We start from the raw sequence: 20,092 nt of genomic DNA, 5'->3' as shown, positions 1-20,092 counted from the left end.
ATCCATTTATGAAGAAGCAGTGAAGCAAGCGATGAATTGATCTTCGATGCCGAATACACAACGTTAGCATAATCATCGCGATCACAAGCGAAACGTTCAGTTGGAGTAAACTTCGAGCAACCCAGCTGCCCCCATTCCCCCTCCGACACACATTGTGACTAAACCCAAGCCACCTCCACGACGTGCTAATTCATGTATGAGAGTTACACTCAGCTTCGTCCCTGTACAACCAAGCGGGTGACCGAGCGCAATAGCTCCCCCGTTCACATTTACCCTTTCAATCGGAATAGATAATTCCCGAATAATCGGAATGCATTGTGCAGCAAATGCTTCATTCAGCTCGAATAGATCAATATCTTCAATCGTCACTTTAGCCTTTTCCAGTAGTTTTGGTATCGCTGCAATTGGACCAATCCCCATCACTTCTGGTGCTACACCCGCTACTGCATAGTGACGAAAAGTTGCTAATGGTTTCAGTTCTAATTCATTTGCTTTACTTCTACTCATCACTAATACAGCAGCTGCACCATCACTCATTTGCGAAGAATTCCCTGCCGTAACTGATCCGCCAATGGTGAACGATGGTTTCAATGCTGCTAATCCTTGAGGAGATGTCGTTGCTCGAACGCCTTCATCGAGCTTGAATTCATAATTTTTATCGCGATATTCACCCTTTTCATTACGAACGGATCGCGTTATCTCGATCGGTACAATCTCATCTTCAAATGCACCTGAAGCAATCGCCCAAGCCGCTTTCTGATGACTACCAGTAGCAAATTCATCTTGATCTTCTCTACTTACCCCATACCTTCGAGCTACTTCTTCTGCTGTATGCCCCATTCCCATGTACACTTCAGGAATACGATCAACGATATCTGGATGCGGAGATAATCTAAATCCTGTCATTGGCACATGGCTCATGCTTTCTACGCCACCTGCCAATATAACTTCTGCTTCGCCAAGCTTAATCCGCTCAGCGGCATACGCAATAGCCTGTAAGCCAGAAGCACAAAATCGATTCACTGTTACCGCAGGTGTAGATTGTTCTAAACCTGCATGAAGAGCTATAATTCTTGCCATATTCAAACCTTGCTCACCTTCCGGCATTGCACAGCCAATGATGACATCGTCAATTAATGACTTTGATAAGGTCGGAACTGTATCAAGCAACCCCTGGATAACACTTTTCCCCAGATCTTCGGCTCGTGTATCGGATAGACTTCCTTTGTGCGCTTTCCCAACTGCCGTCCTTACTGCAGCCACTATAACCGCATCTGTATCCTGATCCTCGAAATATTTGCTTGGCATCTCTGTTACTCCTTTCTAACTCTATTTTTCTTAATTGCGAAGTGGCTTACCTGTCTTTAACATATGGCTCATTCTTGCCTGCGTTTTCGCTTCACCACATAAACTCAAGAATGCTTCGCATTCCAGATCGAGTAAGTACTGTTCACTTACAATCGCACCAGATGAAAGATCGCCACCACTTAATATATGGGCTAACTTAGTAGCTATTAATTCATCGTGGCTACTAATGTATTTACCTAGCTTCATCGACTGAATCGCAAGTTTTAATACTGCTTTACCTTCCCTGCCTGCTACTGTTACTAACTGTTCCTTCGGAGCTTCATAGCCTGCACGATCTAGTCTTAATACTTCTTTTTTTGCTTCTGAAATTCGATTTTCCTGACGCATAATGACACGATCCTGTGGTCTTGCAAAGCCTAACCGAGCAATCTCATGACCACTTGTGGATGTCTTGGCCATAGCAATCGTTTCAAACATATGATTAAGATGAGGCTGTAAGTCTCCAGCCAGTAACTTTCGCTCGCTAATTCCATTAGGTCCTGCTCCCGCTGCAGCTCGATTCATTGCAAATATCGCTGCTTCTTTGCTACCACCACCTGCAGGTATTAAGCCTACTCCTGTCTCTACTAGCCCATAGTAAGTTTCAGGAGAAGCAATAATGACATCTGCTGGCAAGCAAGCTTCTACTCCTCCACCCAATGTCATACGATGCGGAGCAGCAACAACTGGTCGATCTAGTCGTTTCAACTGGAGCATACTTTGCTGGAAGAAACGAATAATGTCTTCTACTTCATCCCACTCTTCATTCTGAGCTTCCATAAGTAGTAGCATAATATTAGCGCCCACACAGAAGTTTTTACCTTCATTGGCAAGTACGAGCCCACGCCAATTACGAGATACTTCATTGCTAGCATAGCGAATCGCACTCAATACTTCCGATCCAATCGCATTACTTTTAGAGTGAAATTCTAGTGTGACAACATCATCGCCAATGTCGATAAGACTTGCACCAGAATTGCTCCAGATGGTTGCTCCGCGTTCCTTACACTTACTAAGTGAAATTACATTAGGATCTTCCTCTAATTGCTCAAATTGTTGTTGATGAACATACCAGGTATAGCCCGCATCCTGCTTGTAGAAATGAGTAAGACCATTAGAGATCCATGTTTCTACCCATAGTGGAATATTCTCGCCTTCCTCCTTCATACGTGCTACTGAGGCTTGCACTCCAATAGCATCCCACAATTCAAAAGGACCTAGTTCCCAGTTGAAACCAAGCTTCATAGCCTTGTCGATATCTACAATAGAATCAGAAATTTCTCCTAATAATTTGGCGGAATAAAGTAGAATGGGCTTTATTGTACTCCACGCAAAAAGAGCATGAACATGATCTGGGTAAGCATGGAGTAGAGCATTTACTTTACCTGCTGCACCTTTACCTTTCTTCGCTGCTTCGATTACTGGTGACTCGATCGGTTCTGCTATATCATAGGTGAGTGAATCTAGCTGCAGTGATTCTACAATGCTTTTGCCTGTTGGTGCTTTGGATTTGCGATAAAAACCTTCACCACTCTTTTGACCGAGAGCACCTCTCTTAACAAGTGACTCTAATATTGGTGGCTTCGTGAATACTTTTTTCTCTTGTTCATCACTACTTCGACTGTGTACGTTATCTACAACATGTAATAATGTATCTAGACCAACAAGATCAAGCATCCGATAGGTTGCAGTCTTCGGGCGACCCATCGCGATACCAGTTAGTGCATCTACTTCATCTATCGTTAATCCAAATTGCGCTGTTGACTGTAATGTAACGAGCATGCCATATGTACCTATGCGATTAGCAATAAAGTTAGGGGTATCTTTCGCACGTACAACTCCTTTACCAAGCTTTTGTTCACATAAGTAATGAAGAGTATCTACAACTTGAGGTAATGTATCTGAGGTCGGGACCACTTCTACGAGATTCATATAACGAGGTGGATTGAAGAAATGCGTCACAGCAAAGTGTTCACGCATATCTTTGCTACAATGCTCAACCATTTGATGAGCGGATAATCCTGATGTATTTGTACTGACAAGTGTGCCTACTCGTCTTGTTTGATCGATAAGCGTAAATACTTGTTGCTTAATATCAAGTCGTTCCACTACTGCTTCAACAATCCAATCTACTTCACTTAACTGCTTCGCATGATCACTTAAATTACCAGCTGTAATATTTTTGACAAAACTATTGTCATAGAGCGGTGCAGGCTTTTGTCTCACCATAGCTCCAATCGCTGCATTAGCAAGTCGATTACGTACCGATGAAGATTGTAAAGACAAACCTTGTAGTTGCTCATCTGTTGTTAACGTAGTTGGTACAATATCCAATAACCATACCGAATAACCGCTATTTGCCATGTGTGCAGCAATTCCAGCTCCCATAACTCCTGAACCGATTACAGCTACTTTGCGAATGTTCTGACCTATTTTCTCATTGTTCACAATGGATGAACTCATAGCAGATCCACTCCTTTCCTTCTTCAATTGTTACGCCGCCAATTACGCTACAAAGCAGCATATCGTAATCACAGTCCAGCTTAGCCGGCGACCTCATTACTATATGTATGTGAGGGGGGCATATCTCATGATGGTTCCTTCACATAAGAGGAAGTTCAAAAAGCGGACTTTGATAACGTTGACTGGCTTTGTAGGTTATCCGACATCGAAGATGATGCGAACTTGGGGAGTGCGGTACGCGTGTACCAATTACGTACACTTGCGTTTCCTCCTCCCACAAGTAGCGCTTCATCTTCTCGGTTCTGAAAGCCCACTTTTTGAACTTTTATCGAAAGAGGAAGTTCAAAAAGCGGACTTTGATAACGTTGACTGGCTTTGTAGGTTATCCGACACCGAAGATGATGCGAACTTGGGGAGTGCGGTACGCGTGTACCAATTACGTACACTTGCGTTTCCTCCTCCCACAAGTAGCGCCTCATCTTCTCGATTCTGAAAGCCCACTTTTTGAACTTTTATCGAAAGAGGAAGTTCAAAAAGCGGACTTTGATAAAGATGACTGGCTTTGTTAGTTATTCGGCATCCATCACACCTAATACGCTAGTAGCTAATACTTCTGCAATATCTTTCGTTGCAATACTTCCTTCCTCCACTAATGCCTTCACACCATCTTCTAGCATCGTTAGACAATAAGGGCAAGCCGAGCTTATCATTGTTGGTTGTACGTGAAGTGCTTGAGCTGCTCTAGCATAGTTCACGCGAGTACCACTATGTTCTTCCATCCACATTAATCCACCACCAGCACCACAACACATCGCATTTTCTCTAGATCGTTCCATCTCTTTCAGAATGACACCTGGTATCGCTTGCAATATTCTCCTAGGTGCATCATATAGTCCGTTATAGCGGCCTAAGTAACAAGAATCATGTAACGTAATCGTTTCATCTAGACGATAATTCGGCTTTAAGTTGCCTTGCTGAATTAATTGATCGAGTAGTTCTGTATGGTGAAAAACTTCAATATGTGGTGCAAGTCCTAGCTGGGGATATTCCTTCTTAAACGTGTGGAAAGTATGAGGACAAGGTGTGACGATACGTTGGACATTATAACGATGGAGCGTTTCAATATTTCGCTGCGCAAGCTCTTGATAGAGCATCTCATTTCCTATTCTGCGAGCAGTATCACCTGAACTTTTCTCTTCTAGACCTAGTACAGCGAAGTTGATACGAGCATGGGTTAGTAGCCTAATCAGATCATAGAGTAGTTTGCGACTACGATTATCGTAAGAACCCATTGAACCAACCCAAAGCAGTATATCTGTTTCTGTGGCAGAAGCTTGGCGCTCCTTCATGGTCTCAACGGTTATCCCCGTCTTTTTCTGACAATCGTTCAACCAATCTGCCCGTTCGCTTCGACTTATCCCCCATGGATTACTTTGTCTTTCAATGTTTTGTAATGCACGTTGTGCATCAGCAGGCATACTACCTTCCATCAACACCAGATGTCTGCGCATGTCGATAATTTTATCTACATGCTCATTACCTACAGGGCATTGTTCTTCGCAATTTCTACAAGTCGTGCATGACCATAGTTCTTCTTCCGTCATTACATCTCCAATTAAATCTAATTGTAGCGGATTACGACTCTCATCATATTGCCATGCTTTGCTTTGCTTGTTCATGGTTGCCGAAATATCTGCTTTCCACTTGATATAATCTGGCATAGTTGTAACACGAGCTTGAGCATTATTGGTCTGACTATCGCTTTCTTGTGATTGTCGCTGATCACTTGTACTGCACATCATGTTCATCACATGTGCTCCTTGCGTAAGATCACCCATTCCCCATGGTGGTTGTTTCCAAAGTCCTTGCGGAAGCCATGGTGATTTGGAAGTAATGGCTGCACCCTTTTCGGTGGCGTGATCACGAAGTTTAATAATCATATGCATGGGAGATAATATTTTCCCAGTACTAGTTGCAGGACATACATTAGTACAACGGCCACATTCTACACAGGCATATAAATCTAGCATTTGCTTCTGGTTAAATGCATGAATGTGACCTACGCCAAAACTTTCTGCTTCCTCATTTTCAAGATCGATGTGACTTAATTGTCCGATTGGAACAGAACGTCGATACCATAAATTAATCGGCGCTACTAGTAGATGAAAATGTTTAGACTGCGGGACATAGATAAGGAAACTCAATAGAATGAGTAAATGTAACCACCAACTAATCTCAAATCCGATTACTGCAATCTCACTTCCTTGATCAACTCCTATTGATTGGAAACCTGTAGCAAGTACATGACTAATCGGAGCGTAATTAGCACTTGCTACAGTACTTGTAGAAGCTTCATGATGTGCTACTCTTTCAAAACTCAATGAGAACAACACACTTAACATAAGCAATCCAATGAACCAATAGACTAGTGAAGGCTTGGCTCCACGTTTTAAACGTGGAAGTCGCTCTCCATAACGACGAAATGCCCCTAATATAATAGCTACTAACACAATTATTACAATCCATTCTTGCAACCAGCTGAAATAGCCATATAGCGGCATCCAAGGAATTAATGGTACGCCAAATAAACCTTTTAGCATTAGGTCGAGTGCTCCGAGTTGTAGTGAAAGAAATCCATAGAAATATATAATATGAAGTAACCCACTACGAACGTCTCGGAGTAATTTACTGTGAGTAATAATTTCAGTTGTTGCTTTTGAGGCTGATTGTCTAAAATTCCATGTCACTGGTGTTGCTAGTTTTATGTATTGAATTCTGCGCTTGACTATTTCAACAAACATCCATATAGAGGCTCCAGCTACACATAACGTAATGAACAGCTTTATGTAATCCCCAGTTCCCATATCCATCCCCCTTTTCACTAGCTTTATGGCATCCACTTTGTGCTGACAATCGATTTCTTCAAATTTCAATTATTTACGTGCAAAAATGCGTTTGAATTTACATTGATTATTAAATGACACTGTTTATTTATATGTGAACTAAAGAGTTAACATGCGTTCAATAAAGGCAAAGAACTGGTTACTTCTTGAATGCTGTCATCCATTGCAACCACTTCGTACCAGTGATAATCTTTGGAGGTAATTATTTGCTAGACAACTACAGTTATTCAAATTCGTTATTGATAAGGAGCCCGATCATAAATGACAATAGAAAACATGCAAACCGTAGAACGAACGGAAACGAAGCTGGTTGGTTACACTGTGACGGTATCGTTAAATGAAGATATAGAAACTGGAATCGTCGTAAATTTACGCGAAAAGCTCATTGAGAATGTTAATAAAATAATCAATCGTTCAGATCATCACGGAATTTACTTAGTCCAAATTTACCCCGATCAAGAATGGACTCCAGATGTTCCTTTCGAAAGTGTTGTTGCAGTGGAGGTTATAGATTTTGATTCTATTCCTGAAGGATTCGTTCGAAGAATAATACCAACTGGTACATATGTGAAGGTTACTCACAAAGGACCAGAATCTGAAATAGAGCAAACCTATCATTCAATTCGTGAAAAAGGTATAGCCGTCTTCAGATCTTTTGATTTCGAGTATTGGACTGGTATTGATTCTTTGGAGAAAGAAGATAACATTATACATATTTATTTGCCCTTGGAAGCATAGCCTCTTCATAACAGTACATTTCGGATAATAGAAAAATGTAGCTACGGTCTATTTTCTAATAAACTTTCATATTGTAGCACTAACACTTGCTTAATTAACAATATCAATGAAGGCATATGTTCCTACTTTGCACATGCTACCCCTATTAGCATGTGCACGATACGGATCAATGCTTCTTTGTTATGACATTTTAAGAGCTAATTTACAACGATATGAGAGGGGCATCCGTATGTTCAAAATTGTTGTCTTGTTGAAACAAACATTTGATACAGAAGAAAAGATTCATATTGTTAATGGGGCGGTTAATGAGGAAGGTGCAAAGTTCATTATTAATCCATATGATGAATATGCACTCGAAGAAGCTTTACGAATTAAGGAGCAGCATGATGCAGAAATTATCGTAATTTCAGTTGGTCCTGAACGCAGTACTCATGCACTTCGCTCCGCACTTGCAGTAGGAGCAGATCAAGCAATTCTTATTGCTGATCATACAAACTTAAGTCATAGTAGTTCCATTGCTCATCTGCTAGCAGCCACTATACGACCGATGAAAGTTGATCTGATACTAGCAGGGCTTTTTGCCGTCGACAGCGGTAGTGGCAGCGTCGCTTTACAAGTTGCCGAATTACTCCAGTTACCTCATGCTTCAGCTGCTATTAAGATCCAACTTGGTCATGCTAAGGAACTACATATAGAAGAGTCACCATGGGACGGAAATCTTGCCAGAATAGAACGTGATGTCGAAGGCGATACAGAAACGGTACTTCTTCCTCTCCCTGCTCTTATTACAGCACAACAAGGTTTGAATGATCCTCGCTATCCGTCTTTACCAGGTATTATGAAGGCCAAGAAAAAGCCATTAACAGAATTATTCTCTTCTGATCTATTGCTATCTGATGCATTAGAGCGAATCGCAGCGAGCGCAACAAGTTGTGATCAAGTTCTTTCTCCTAACGCTAGACCTCCTGGGCAGTTCATTACAGGGACAGCCCAGGAGCAAGCATCTTCTCTATTAGAACAATTGTTAGAACGTTCTATTATCCAGAAAGGTGGGGATTCTTAATGAGTGATCACATTGTTATTGTCGCTGAACGAAAAGGGACAACATTACGCAGAGTTACATTAGAAGCTATTACTGCTGCAATCACGTTATTGCATGGACAATCAGGGACAATTCATGCGTTCCTTTCAGGTAGTGATAACGATAATAGCTTAATTTCTTCCGCTAATGAGCTACTGCAATATGGTGTTCATGAAGTACATATCGCTAAACACGCACATTTTGAACCCTATCAAGCTACAGTTGTTCTTCCTGCCCTAACTGATGTCATAAGAGAATTGCAGCCTAAGTATGTCGTTATTGGGCATACGTCTCATGGTCGCGAACTTGCACCTCGTCTAGCAGCAGCATTACATAGCGGCTATATTGCAGATGTTACAACCATAGAATCATCTGCAGACAAAGCTAGCTTTGTACGCCCGATCTATGCGGGAAAAGCATTTGAGCGTAGACACTTTCAAGGAGTTGCCCCTTACGTCCTTTCCATTCGACCCAATAACAATGCCCCTGCTATATTAGTTGAACCTGTAGAAATTACTAATCCAGACGAGCACATACATCAGGTCAATTGCGAAGGAATACAGCTATCATCAATCGTTCAACACGTAGTTAAACGCATCAATGAAGAGATTGATCTGACAGAAGCAGAAATTATTGTTGCTGGTGGTAGAGGTGTTCGTGGGCCCGAAGGTTTTGCGATATTAAAGCAACTAGCTGATGAGCTAGGTGGAGCAGTTGGCGCTTCTCGTGCAGCTTGCGATGCAGGTTATTGTGACTATGCACTACAAATTGGTCAAACTGGAAAAGTTGTAACTCCAAAGCTATATATCGCTTGCGGGATTAGTGGAGCCATTCAACATCTTGCAGGCATGAGTCAATCACGCACCATCGTAGCTATTAATAAGGATCGTGAAGCACCCATCTTCTCTATTGCAGATTATGGTATTGTTGGAGATTTATTTGAAGTTGTACCATTGCTCACGACACAATTGCGTGAAATTCGACAATAATTTTATTTATTTCAAAAAACTCTTGCTTTATATAGCTCCTGCGTGATAAGATACTACTTGTCTCTAAGAGATATCTAATATACGGAGCTGTGGTGTAGAGGCCTAACATGCCTGCCTGTCACGCAGGAGACCGCGAGTTCGAATCTCGTCAGCTCCGCCATTATTTTAACGACACAGAGTCCTTCGGGGCTCTTTTTTTGTTTTAAAAGTTTCTGAGCAGTTTGTGGAACAAACTTCGATAATTAATTCTGGTTGTAGATAAACAAGTGGCGCCCCCTTCTCGAAATCCTATCGAAAAGGGGGCGCCACTTGTACCGGTGGAATGAGAGGCAGTTTAGCCCTTCATCTCACGGTTCTACTCCACTTCGGTGCAATGAATGATCACCCACATAAGTATGAGATCAATTAGTTCTCTGTCATAGCTTTTACGTATGAATAACTCCGGTTGAATCCCTTACTATTAATTCTGCAGGAAATTTAAGCTGTGTATGAGTCACTTTCTTGTTAATAAGGTCAAACATGATTTTTATTGTTTCTTCCGCCATTTTAGCTATCGGTTGCCTGATCGTTGTAATCGAAGGATGATAATAGTACGACATATCAAGTCCATCGAAACCTGCAACTGAACAATCCTCTGGAATAGAGCGACCTGCTTCTAACAAAGCTTTACTTGCCCCTATTGCCATAGAATCGGAAATAGCAAATAATGCGGTAAAATCAATGTTTTCTTCTAACATTTCCTTTGTAACTGCATAACCATTCTCCATTGAATAACTTTCTAGATGTGCCTTCATTGGACGTACTAGTTGCTCATCAATGGTTAAACCATGATCTTCTAGTGCTTGCTTATACCCTTGGTATCGCAATTGACCAATACTTCTATCTTCCATAGAAGCAGAGATAAGCGCAATGCGCTTATGTCCTTGGTTACACAAGTAATCAACCATTTTATAACTTTCTGCAAAATCATCTATGGACACATAAGAGTAATTATACGTATCAAATTCAGAAGATAAACCGACCGTACATAGCACATAAGGTACAGTTAGTCGCTCTAATTTATCCTGAGAGTGAGATAAATAGCCCCCAAGAAAAATGATACCTTTTAGTTTCTTTTCTTTAACTAACTCATTCGCCACATCAATTTCGTCTTGATGTTCGTATACACGGTGTAAAATAAATGTATACTTCTTATCTTTTATTCCTTTTTCAAATAAATCAATCATTTGAATGAAAAAAGGATTGTTCATCCCTTTAATTAATACAGCGATCGTTTTTGATGCAGTACGTTTCAAATTACGAGCATTGTTATTAGGAACATAATTGTTCTCTTTCACAACTTTCATAATCATTGCCTTTGTTTCGTCGCTAATATCAGGATGGTTGTTAATTGCTCTAGATACGGTGGTTACACCTACACCACATATTTTCGCAATATCAATAATAGTAAGAGAAGCCATAATCATACTTCCTTTATGCCTTATTTGAATGTAGATTAATGAAAAACAAAAATCTACACTACTACTTATTCGTCATCCATTGAGAATTAACCTTTTACTGCACCAGCGACAACGCCTTCAATAATGTATTTCTGACAGAATAAATAGAAAATGACAATAGGTATAATAGCTAGAACTAGCATTGCCATCATTGCACCCATATCAATCGATCCATATCCACCTTTAAGATATTGAACAGCAATCGGAATCGTTTTATACTCTGTACCGATAATTAGATAAGGAAGTAAATAGTCATTCCATACCCACATAACATTAAGAATAGCAACTGTAATAGCAATTGGTTTCAATATTGGAAAAATAACTTTAAAGAACATTTGTGGTGGTCCTCCACCATCAATCATTACAGCTTCTTCAATCTCTAGTGGTATTGATTTGACAAATCCGCTAAACAAGAAGACCGAAAGTCCTGAGCCAAATCCTAAATAAATAATCAAAATTCCAACAGGATTGTCCAAGCCTATTACGTTAGCTGTTTTAGTCATTGTAAACATTACCATTTGGAATGGTACGATCATAGAAAAGACAAACATGTAGAATAATGCGCTAGCCCATTTAGTTTTCACACGAGTTAGATACCAACCCGTCATTGAGGTGAAAAATACAATTAATGCAACTGAGCATATTGTTATAAACAAGGACATTCCAAAAGCTGAAAAGAAATTAATTTTTTGAATACCACTTGTATAGTTTTCGAGTCCAATGTACGTATCACTGTTTGGGAATACAAACGGTGCATCGCTTATGAAAAATTTACCTTTAAAGGAGTTCATCAATACGATAAGTATTGGGGATAGAAATGCTACTGCCAATACAACAAGAAAGAGAAAGAGAAACGGTCGCTTTTGTTGTGTATCATCCATTAGTTTTCGATCTCCTTTCTTCTAGTAATCGCAAGTTGTACGATAACAATAATACCTACCATTAGGAAAAACATTACTGCTTTAGCTTGACCTACACCTTCAAAGCCAGCTTTACCATAGAATGTGTTGAAAATATCTAAGGCTAACATTGCCGTTTGTTTGGAAGGAGCACCTGCAGTCAACGCTAAGTTCTGATCAAATAGTTTGAATGAATTTGAAATACTTAAGAACAAACAAATCGTAATTGAAGGCATTACAAGTGGCAAAATAATTTTGCGAAGAATAACCCCATTTGTAGCACCATCAATTTTTGCTGCTTCAAGCTGTTCTTTAGGAACGTTTTGAATACCAGCAATATAGATGATCATCATGTAACCGATTAGTTGCCAATTCATAAGAATAACTAATCCCCAAAAACCAAATGCTGGATCGTTAGTAAGTGTAACATCGAATTTGTACAAAATACCGTTAAATATTAGTTGCCAGATATAACCTAGTACGATACCACCTATTAGGTTAGGCATGAAGAAAATTGTCCGGAATACATTCGTTCCTAGTACTTTTTTTGTTAGCAATAAAGCAATTAAAAATGCGAAGACGTTAATTGATACTACTGACACAATTGTAAATCTAGCTGTAAACCATAAGGCATTAAGAAAGTCCTTGTCTGCAAATGCTTTAATATAGTTGTCTAATCCAACCCATGTAGCATCATTTACTGTTGTAAACTGTGTAAATGACAAGTATATACCCATAATAAACGGAACGACGAAAGCTAGTGTAAATGCAATTAATGTCGGCAATGCAAAAAGAGCAAAATATTTCTGAATCATTTTCTGCATGGCGTTCTCTCCTGTTCTGCTATCTCGTGTAATAACAGATGTCACTATACTAAGCTTGCGTATAGTGACATCTGCTTGAACTGCTTATTCTTTACTTAGCTTTTTCACTTTTCCAAGAATCTACGACAACAGATGATACTTTATCCCAAGTTTCGTTACCTTGAGCATATTGTAGTAATGCATCACCGAAGTCATTTTTGAAATCTTCACTTGGGAATGCTGCAAAAGTCCAAGCTACAGAAGTTGTATCTTTTTCCATCCAAGCTAAAATTTCTTTAGCAAGTGGATCTGCTGGTTTTTCATTGTCTTCGAATGTATTGAATGGAGCGATGAAACCAAGATCATTTGTTACTGCAGCTTTACCAGTTTCGCTTGTGAACAACCATTCAAGGAATGCGATAGAAGCTTGTTGTTTAGACTCAGAAACTTTACTGTTAATTGCAAAGTAGTTTTCAGTACCAACAGCTAAACCTTGTTTTTCCTCACCAGTTACACCAGTGTAGATTGGAAGGAATTTAATATCCTCAGATTTTACAGTGTTACCGCTAACTTCATTAATTTGGTTCCAAGCCCAGTTACCATTTTGAACCATAGCAGATTGACCAAGAGCGAATTCAGCCATAGAATCTGCAACTGTTTTACTACCTAGAAGCGTAGGTTTTACAGTAGAGTTATTGATGTATAGATCGAAAATGTTTTTGAAGTTGTTGCCATAAGTGAATTTAATTTCATTTGCAGAAAGTCCTGCACTTGTAGCATTGTCAAATCCTTGCATATCATTGAATTCATAGAACAAAGGAATGTTCGCAAGATGTGTTTGCCATCTCCATTGCTCACCAGCACCTAGTGAAGTAGAAGAGAATACGCCTTTGATGCCAAGAGCATCAGCATTAGCTTGCATATCTTCAACTACTGATTTCAATGTATCGAAGTTATTTACTTCTTCCATTGAAGATACTGCCGTTGCTTTCGTACCAAGTGCGAAATATTTCTCCATAATTGCGTTGTTGTAGATAATACCATATCCTTCTACTACGTAAGGGATACCATATACGCCTTCGCCTTCAGTTACTGCAAGGCTTTGATCAGAAAGGTAGCTATATAATTTCGTATCTTTCAAATCAAGTGTATAATCTTTCCAAGCTGCGTATCCAACAGGACCGTTAATTTGGAAAATTGTTGGAGCTTCTGATTTTGCAATTTCTGATTTCAAAGTTGTTTCATAAGTACCAGAAGCTGCAGTTTCAACTTTAACTTTAACACCAGTTTCTGCTTCATAATCTTTAGCAATTTTTTTGTATGCTTCAGCAATTTCTGGCTTGAAGTTTAAAAAATAAATTGTTTCGTTTGATTTGGCACCATCATTACCTTGATTGGTATCTGTTCCTGGCTCATTCTTGCCTGCATTATTTGAGCAAGCTGCGATAAATACTAATGACATTACCAAAAGAATACTCAAAACTCTGTTTAACTTCTTCATTCTAAATCCCCCTCTAAAATGAAAATCATATTGTGAAAGCGCATTCCGGAAAGCTTATCGGAAACGATACCGAAAACGATTTCACTTGCAAACATATGGTATCACAGACATTAATATATGACAATCGTTTTTTTTACATCTCACTCCTTTTTTCCAAATTAAGACCAAATTATTTCGTAATTAATTACTTCTAACACTAGGATTTCCCTGATCTTTTAAGAATATTCTTTAAAATTTTTGAAACGAAAAAGAGTTATCAACGTATTACTGCGTTGATAACTCTTTTTCGCTATTTTTTTATAATGGGTTCTTATTTACACATTAATTCGTTCGTTGATATTTTTCACATAATCATCAACAATACGTACCTCAATCATGTCATCTTCTTTCAAAAACTTAAACACCCCATTATTAAAGTCAGTTCCAACCTCTTTATAGAAGATGCCTTCGTATTTTGCATAATGTGTATGATTGAAGCAAAGTTTATACTCACCTTCAACACATGTCAGATATGCTCTTATTCCTTTTTCGTAGAACTCATCTTGGTTCTTAACATCTCGAGAAACGGAAATAATGTGCAAATCTATGAAAGGAATTTCGTTCAACAATACGTTGATAAATGAACCACGAGTAATCTCTTCCCAACGATTTTGTGCTGTTTGACCTAGTACTACTTGAGTAATTTTTTTGTCTTTTGCAACTTCCGCAATAACTTTTGCAACTGGTCGTTTTTCGTTGTATTTAATAATAAATTGTTCTGCGCCATGCTCTTGTGCTATCTTTTTCCAAGCGGAGATATAATGAATCTTTTCAATATCCCATTCACTTTCTGGTTGAGCGTCTACTGTCAACACATATAGAGGACAGTTTAGCATTTCTGCAATTTTGCCGCCTCTCCGAATAAGTCGTTCACCGTTTGGCCCATAATACACACAGACCAGTATGCATTCATCCATACCTGCAGTCTTCATGATTATTCATTCACCTCATCTTAATAATAGCTTTAGCCTACATAACTGGGGTGCTCTTGTCAACGTGGTTATTGTATAATTAATAGAAATTAATTCAGCTTCTGCTTTCGATGCTACGTTTTATTTACAAGAAGTTGCGCCTAAAGCAGAAAATAAAAAGTTTAAGCTTATGCTTGCGATGTAACTTTTTATTTTAAGAAGTTACGTCGAGAGCAGAAAATAAAAAGTTTAAGGAGGAAGCCTTTTTGTCTACTTTACATCTAGCGATCTTACTTCCCTTTGTATTCGTTGTAATAATCCCATTATTATACAAATACACAACTGCTATACATACAGGCTGGATTGCGTTAATTGTTCCAGTTGCTTTGTTTGTATATTTCGCAGGTTACTTCTCGATTTATGACGCGATTGAACCAATAAAGGTTTCAGTCCCATGGATTCCCTCAATCGATATCCATTTTACACTTTATTTAGATAGCCTCTCCTTGCTATTTGCCTTGTTAATCACAGGTATTGGATCATTAGTAGTTCTATATTCAATCTTCTACTTGTCGAAAGACCGTGAGCGTCTGCATTTATTCTATGCATACCTCATGTTATTCATGGGCGCTATGCTTGGTTCAGTGCTATCGGATAATCTGCTTGTATTGTATACGTTCTGGGAACTAACAAGCGTTTCATCATTTTTACTAATCGCTTATTGGTATCAACGTCAACGTTCAAGATACGGCGCTCAAAAAGCAATGTATATTACGATGACTGGTGGCTTTTCAATGCTTCTAGGCTTCATTATTCTATATGTAGCCTCCGGCACTTTCAGCATTCGTGAAATTATTGCAATGGGTGATTCGGTATCAACGCATTATCTTTTCATTCCAGCGATGTTCTTTATACTACTAGGAGCATTTACGAAATCAGCACAGTTTCCGTTTCATATTTGGCTACCAGATGCTATGGAAGCTCCTACTCCAATTAGCGCATACTTGCATTCAGCAACGATGGTCAAAGCAGGAGTTTACTTAGTAGCACGTATGACTCCGATTTTCGGTGCACTACTTGAGTGGTCATGGACAATAATAGTTGTAGGTATTGTTACGCTATTCTGGGGTTCTTTTAATGCCCTTAAGCAATACGATTTAAAAGCTTTGCTTGCTTATTCAACGATAAGTCAACTTGGATTAATTATGAGTTTACTCGGAGTCGGCTCAATGGGGATGAACATAAGGTTCGAAAATGAAAGTTTGCTCTTTATGGGGGCATTTCTTGCAGCGATCTTCCACCTAATTAATCACTCTGTGTTCAAAGGCAGTCTGTTCATGATGGTAGGTATTCTCGATCATGAAACAGGTACACGTGATATTCGTAAACTAGGTGGTATTATGCATCTTATGCCAATATCATTTACATTGACGATGGTAGGCGCCTTCTCTATGGCAGGTTTACCACCATTCAGCGGATTTATTAGTAAAGAGATGTTCTTTACGAGCATGCTTACTTTATCTGAGAATAACAGTTCATGGGTTAACATCATTCCTGTTGTCGCATGGATTGCAAGTATTTTCACCTTTATCTACTGTATGATTATTATTTTCAAATCGTTCACAGGTACGTATCATGCCAATCTGTTAGAACGTGTGCCTCATGAGGCTCCGGTAGGTATGTTAGCATCTCCTGCAACTCTATCTATACTAGCTATTGCCTTATTCTTATTCCCTGGTCTTGTTGTGACTTCTATCTTGGAACCGACCGTTAAAGGGATGGCACCAACTGTTTTTGCGAAGCATCCCGACTGGCATGCTCATATTACAGCTTGGCATGGACTTAATTTAGAGTTATTTATGACTATTGGACTTATTATTATCGGAATATTGCTATTCTTGAGTATAGAGAAATGGAAAACACCGATTTTCTCCTTAATGTCCAAACGATATAATCTGAATCAGATATATGATAAAGGTATGATAAACCTTGAGAAATTCGGTACTGCCGTTACTCGTAGTTATATGACCGGCTCTACAACACATTATCTAACGTATATTTTCTGTTTCTTAATTATTACAGTACTTGGAACATTGCTAGTAACCAATTCGTTCTACCTCGATACATCCAATGATTCACCAATCGAATGGTATGAATTCGTATTAGGTATAGCAACGGTTGCTGCGGCCGTTTTTGTTCTATTCTCCACATCGCGTCTAATGTCTATTATGGGAATTGGTGTTATCGGCTTTACAGTGTCTCTGTTCTTTGTCATCTTCAGAGCACCTGATCTTGCCTTAACACAGTTAGTTGTTGAGACGATTTCCACGACATTGTTCTTATTATGCTTCTACTTCTTACCGAAGCTGAAGACAAGTATCACTTCTCTAAAATTCAAACTTACTAATGCAATTATTGCTTTAGGAGTTGGAACAACGCTAACTTTAATTGGTCTATCTGCTTATGGTCATCGCATTTTCGTACCTATCGCAGAGTATTTCCATGATTCGTATAAATTAGCGGGAGCAAAAAATATTGTAAATTCGATTCTTGTAGACTTCCGCGCTTTCGATACAATGCTTGAAATTGTAGTATTGTTCTCAGCTGGTATCGGAATCTATACACTGATCAAACTAAGACATGCAGGGAGGAATGATTAAAATATGAAATTCACTGATGTTTATTTGCAGACAGCTACGAAAATTCTCGTATTTATCATTATGACCTTCTCTATATATGTACTGTTTGCAGGCCATAATAATCCAGGTGGAGGTTTTATTGGGGGGCTTATTACTGCTTCTGCTTTAATATTGCTCTATATTGCCTTTGATCTCCAATCGGTGCGTGACATTATTCCTGTTGATTTCAAAAAACTTGGAGCGACAGGCGTACTAATTGCACTATTAACGGGAGTCGCATCACTAGTGTTAAACATCCCATTTCTCTCGCAAGCCTACACTTACGTAGATTTACCATTCCTCGGAAAAACTGAACTTGCTACAGCTATGATCTTTGATCTAGGGGTATACTTAGCAGTTTTAGGTACAACAATGACGATCATTACGAGCATAAGTGAGGATGATATCTAGTGGAAACATTTATTATTATTATTTCTGGGATACTTTACACTATTGCTGTTTATCTTATTTTGAATAAGAATTTTTTACGTATTATTCTAGGCGTAACGTTGTTCAGTCATGCTACCCATCTAATGTTAATGGCTATTAACGGGCTTAAGAAAGGTAATGCGCCTTTATTAAGTGAAAATGGTGATATCTATACTGACCCAATCCCACAAGCGCTTATATTGACGTCTATCGTCATTAGCTTCGCACTTACTGCTTTATTACTTGTGCTCGGCTATCGAACTTATATTGAGCTTGGAACGGACAACATGAAAAAGCTGAAAGGAGAATCGCATGAGTAATATTGTTATCTACCCTATTCTCATCCCTTTGCTAATGGCAATGGTGCTCGTATTTTTCCGTGAGAACATTAAGTTGCAACAATGGTTAACTGGCATAAGTGTACTCGTAGTTATTGCGATATCTGCTTTCACTGTCTATCATGTTTCTGAGCAAGGTATTGTCGTGCTAGAGCTTGGCGGTTGGTCAGCACCTTATGGTATCGTACTAGTTGGAGATATGTTGGCTGTACTACTTGTTACGGTAGCCAGTTTCGTCACACTGATGTGTTTACTTTTTGGCTTCAACTCATTCGAGATGGGACATAAACGCCATTTCGTCTACCCGATGATTCTAGTCTTACTTTCGGGAGTAAATGGCAGTTTCTTAACAGGAGATTTATTCAACCTATTCGTATTCTTTGAAGTTATGTTGATTGCATCTTACGTACTTATCGTACTAGGAGGCAAAAAAATTCAACTGAGAGAATCAATTAAATATGTACTTATTAATGTTATTTCCTCTACATTGTTTGTTATCGCAACGGGGTATTTGTATTCTGTAACTGGAACACTGAATATGGCACATTTATCTGAACGTGTTGCAATGGCTGGCCAAGATGGCTTACTTACAGCAATAAGCTTCTTATTCTTAACCGTATTCGGATTGAAATCAGGACTATTGCTGTTCTTCTGGCTACCTGGTTCATATAGCGCTCCGCCTGCACCGATCGCAGCTTTGTTCGCTGCATTGTTAACTAAAGTAGGTGTGTACACTGTCATTCGTGTATTCACGCTTATCTTCTACCATGATAAAGAGTTTACACATACGGCGATGATGTGGATGGCCGCTATTACAATGATACTCGGTGCTCTAGGAGCCGTTTCACAATGGGAAATTAAAAAGATATTATCCTATAATGTCATCGTTTCCGTAGGGTTTATCCTATTCGGTGTATCGATAGCTACAGATCAATCATTGAGTGGTTCTCTCTTCTATCTCATTCATGACATGCTATCTAAAGCATTAATCTTTATTACTGGTGGTGCCATTATTAGCATCTTCGGCACTGACAAACTTAAGGAATTTAGTGGCTTAATACTATTCCGTCCACTACTTGGGTGGTTATTCTTTATTGGTGTATTAGCTTTAGCAGGCGTTCCTCCACTAGGTGGGTTTGTAGGTAAAGTGATGATCTTGAAAGGTGCAGTAAGCGCAGGGGAATTGATCGTATCAATCATTGGTCTATTAACAAGTCTACTCGTGCTTTACTCCGTAATGAAAATATTTATCCATAGCTTCTGGGGGGAGACTCTAATGAGCGAAGGTCAAGAGTATTCAACTGGAACCAATGCATTATTACCTGGTACAATTCTTGTCATCTGTATTGCTGGTATGGGTATTGGTGCAGAATGGATCATGACATTTATATCGCAAGCTACCGAAGTAATGGTTAATCCAAGTATATATATCGAGGCTGTACTCCAGCAGATTAGTCCTTGACCCCAGCCTAAG

At 39.2% G+C, this 20,092-nt stretch carries 15 protein-coding genes and 1 tRNA gene; 8 read left to right on the top strand and 8 right to left on the bottom strand.

Translation table 11 applies throughout. From position 1 onward, the window contains the following. Positions 1-96 precede the first annotated feature (96 nt). From NAG76_09915 to NAG76_09905, 3 genes are all read right to left on the bottom strand, one after another. Positions 97-1,308 carry an acetyl-CoA C-acyltransferase gene (locus NAG76_09915; protein ID URN96505.1) on the bottom strand — a complete coding sequence of 404 codons (1,212 nt, stop codon included), beginning with the start codon at positions 1,306-1,308 and terminating at the stop codon, positions 97-99. Positions 1,309-1,338: 30 nt separating this feature from the next. Then, a complete protein-coding gene (locus NAG76_09910) occupies positions 1,339-3,810 on the bottom strand; it encodes a 3-hydroxyacyl-CoA dehydrogenase NAD-binding domain-containing protein (protein ID URN96504.1) in 2,472 nt (823 codons plus the stop codon). Positions 3,811-4,379: 569 nt separating this feature from the next. After that, positions 4,380-6,674, bottom strand: a complete 2,295-nt coding sequence (locus NAG76_09905) for a (Fe-S)-binding protein (GenBank protein ID URN96503.1) — start codon at positions 6,672-6,674, stop codon at positions 4,380-4,382. Between the two features lie 300 nt (positions 6,675-6,974). On the opposite strand from NAG76_09905, the gene NAG76_09900 reads away from it, so the two are divergent. The 4 genes from NAG76_09900 (at position 6,975) to NAG76_09885 (ending at position 9,681) form a co-directional block, all read left to right on the top strand. After that, the gene (locus NAG76_09900; GenBank protein URN96502.1) at positions 6,975-7,451 is read left to right on the top strand and encodes a GyrI-like domain-containing protein; all 477 of its coding nucleotides are present in this window, start codon (positions 6,975-6,977) and stop codon (positions 7,449-7,451) included. Positions 7,452-7,680: 229 nt separating this feature from the next. Then, on the top strand, positions 7,681-8,514 hold the full coding sequence (locus NAG76_09895) for an electron transfer flavoprotein subunit beta/FixA family protein (protein URN96501.1): 834 nt from the start codon (positions 7,681-7,683) through the stop codon (positions 8,512-8,514). Next, positions 8,514-9,521, top strand: coding sequence for an electron transfer flavoprotein subunit alpha/FixB family protein (locus NAG76_09890; GenBank protein URN96500.1), 1,008 nt, complete (start codon positions 8,514-8,516; stop codon positions 9,519-9,521). Before NAG76_09895 ends, NAG76_09890 begins: the two co-directional genes overlap by 1 nt. 83 nt (positions 9,522-9,604) lie before the next feature. After that, positions 9,605-9,681: transfer RNA gene (locus NAG76_09885), tRNA-Asp, on the top strand. Between the two features lie 265 nt (positions 9,682-9,946). Here NAG76_09885 and NAG76_09880 read toward each other — a convergent pair. From NAG76_09880 to NAG76_09860, 5 genes are all read right to left on the bottom strand, one after another. Next, positions 9,947-10,981, bottom strand: coding sequence for a LacI family transcriptional regulator (locus NAG76_09880; GenBank protein URN96499.1), 1,035 nt, complete (start codon positions 10,979-10,981; stop codon positions 9,947-9,949). 86 nt (positions 10,982-11,067) lie between these two features. Further along, positions 11,068-11,901, bottom strand: a complete 834-nt coding sequence (locus NAG76_09875; protein ID URN96498.1) for a carbohydrate ABC transporter permease — start codon at positions 11,899-11,901, stop codon at positions 11,068-11,070. Further along, entirely contained in the window at positions 11,901-12,743 is an 843-nt protein-coding gene (locus NAG76_09870; protein URN96497.1) for a sugar ABC transporter permease, read from the bottom strand. Before NAG76_09870 ends, NAG76_09875 begins: the two co-directional genes overlap by 1 nt. A 91-nt stretch (positions 12,744-12,834) precedes the next feature. Then, entirely contained in the window at positions 12,835-14,223 is a 1,389-nt protein-coding gene (locus tag NAG76_09865) for an ABC transporter substrate-binding protein (GenBank protein URN96496.1), read from the bottom strand. A 314-nt stretch (positions 14,224-14,537) separates the two neighbouring features. Then, on the bottom strand, positions 14,538-15,194 hold the full coding sequence (locus tag NAG76_09860; GenBank protein ID URN96495.1) for a universal stress protein: 657 nt from the start codon (positions 15,192-15,194) through the stop codon (positions 14,538-14,540). A 245-nt stretch (positions 15,195-15,439) separates the two neighbouring features. Between NAG76_09860 and NAG76_09855 the strand changes: the two genes are divergently transcribed. Genes NAG76_09855 through NAG76_09840 form a run of 4 tightly spaced genes read left to right on the top strand, consistent with a single transcriptional unit; the run spans position 15,440 to position 20,080 of the window. Next, the gene (locus NAG76_09855) at positions 15,440-17,833 is read left to right on the top strand and encodes a Na+/H+ antiporter subunit A (protein ID URN96494.1); all 2,394 of its coding nucleotides are present in this window, start codon (positions 15,440-15,442) and stop codon (positions 17,831-17,833) included. Positions 17,834-17,836: 3 nt separating this feature from the next. Then, positions 17,837-18,262, top strand: coding sequence for a Na(+)/H(+) antiporter subunit B (locus NAG76_09850; GenBank protein ID URN96493.1), 426 nt, complete (start codon positions 17,837-17,839; stop codon positions 18,260-18,262). Continuing rightward, positions 18,262-18,600 carry a Na(+)/H(+) antiporter subunit C gene (locus NAG76_09845; GenBank protein URN96492.1) on the top strand — a complete coding sequence of 113 codons (339 nt, stop codon included), beginning with the start codon at positions 18,262-18,264 and terminating at the stop codon, positions 18,598-18,600. The genes NAG76_09850 and NAG76_09845 overlap by 1 nt, the downstream gene beginning before the upstream one ends. Next, positions 18,593-20,080 (top strand): Na+/H+ antiporter subunit D, encoded by a 1,488-nt coding sequence (locus NAG76_09840; protein URN96491.1) that lies wholly within the window; start codon positions 18,593-18,595, stop codon positions 20,078-20,080. Before NAG76_09845 ends, NAG76_09840 begins: the two co-directional genes overlap by 8 nt. Positions 20,081-20,092: the final 12 nt, after the last annotated feature.

The organism is Candidatus Pristimantibacillus lignocellulolyticus (assembly GCA_023639215.1).
Lineage (GTDB): Bacteria > Bacillota > Bacilli > Paenibacillales > Paenibacillaceae > Pristimantibacillus > Pristimantibacillus lignocellulolyticus.
Note: the sequence above shows the minus strand (reverse complement) of the source record. Positions and strands in the feature narration are given on the sequence as shown.

Excerpts from the sequence above, each read along its gene's own strand:
- NAG76_09915 (URN96505.1), bottom strand. The coding sequence starts at position 1,308 with ATGCCAAGCAAATATTTCGAGGATCAGGATACAGATGCGGTTATAGTG.
- NAG76_09865 (URN96496.1), bottom strand. The coding sequence starts at position 14,223 with ATGAAGAAGTTAAACAGAGTTTTGAGTATTCTTTTGGTAATGTCATTA.
- NAG76_09895 (URN96501.1), top strand. The coding sequence starts at position 7,681 with ATGTTCAAAATTGTTGTCTTGTTGAAACAAACATTTGATACAGAAGAA.
- NAG76_09840 (URN96491.1), top strand. The coding sequence starts at position 18,593 with ATGAGTAATATTGTTATCTACCCTATTCTCATCCCTTTGCTAATGGCA.
- NAG76_09890 (URN96500.1), top strand. The coding sequence starts at position 8,514 with ATGAGTGATCACATTGTTATTGTCGCTGAACGAAAAGGGACAACATTA.
- NAG76_09900 (URN96502.1), top strand. The coding sequence starts at position 6,975 with ATGACAATAGAAAACATGCAAACCGTAGAACGAACGGAAACGAAGCTG.
- NAG76_09910 (URN96504.1), bottom strand. The coding sequence starts at position 3,810 with ATGAGTTCATCCATTGTGAACAATGAGAAAATAGGTCAGAACATTCGC.
- NAG76_09860 (URN96495.1), bottom strand. The coding sequence starts at position 15,194 with ATGAAGACTGCAGGTATGGATGAATGCATACTGGTCTGTGTGTATTAT.
- NAG76_09875 (URN96498.1), bottom strand. The coding sequence starts at position 11,901 with ATGGATGATACACAACAAAAGCGACCGTTTCTCTTTCTCTTTCTTGTT.
- NAG76_09880 (URN96499.1), bottom strand. The coding sequence starts at position 10,981 with ATGGCTTCTCTTACTATTATTGATATTGCGAAAATATGTGGTGTAGGT.
- NAG76_09870 (URN96497.1), bottom strand. The coding sequence starts at position 12,743 with ATGCAGAAAATGATTCAGAAATATTTTGCTCTTTTTGCATTGCCGACA.
- NAG76_09905 (URN96503.1), bottom strand. The coding sequence starts at position 6,674 with ATGGGAACTGGGGATTACATAAAGCTGTTCATTACGTTATGTGTAGCT.
- NAG76_09850 (URN96493.1), top strand. The coding sequence starts at position 17,837 with ATGAAATTCACTGATGTTTATTTGCAGACAGCTACGAAAATTCTCGTA.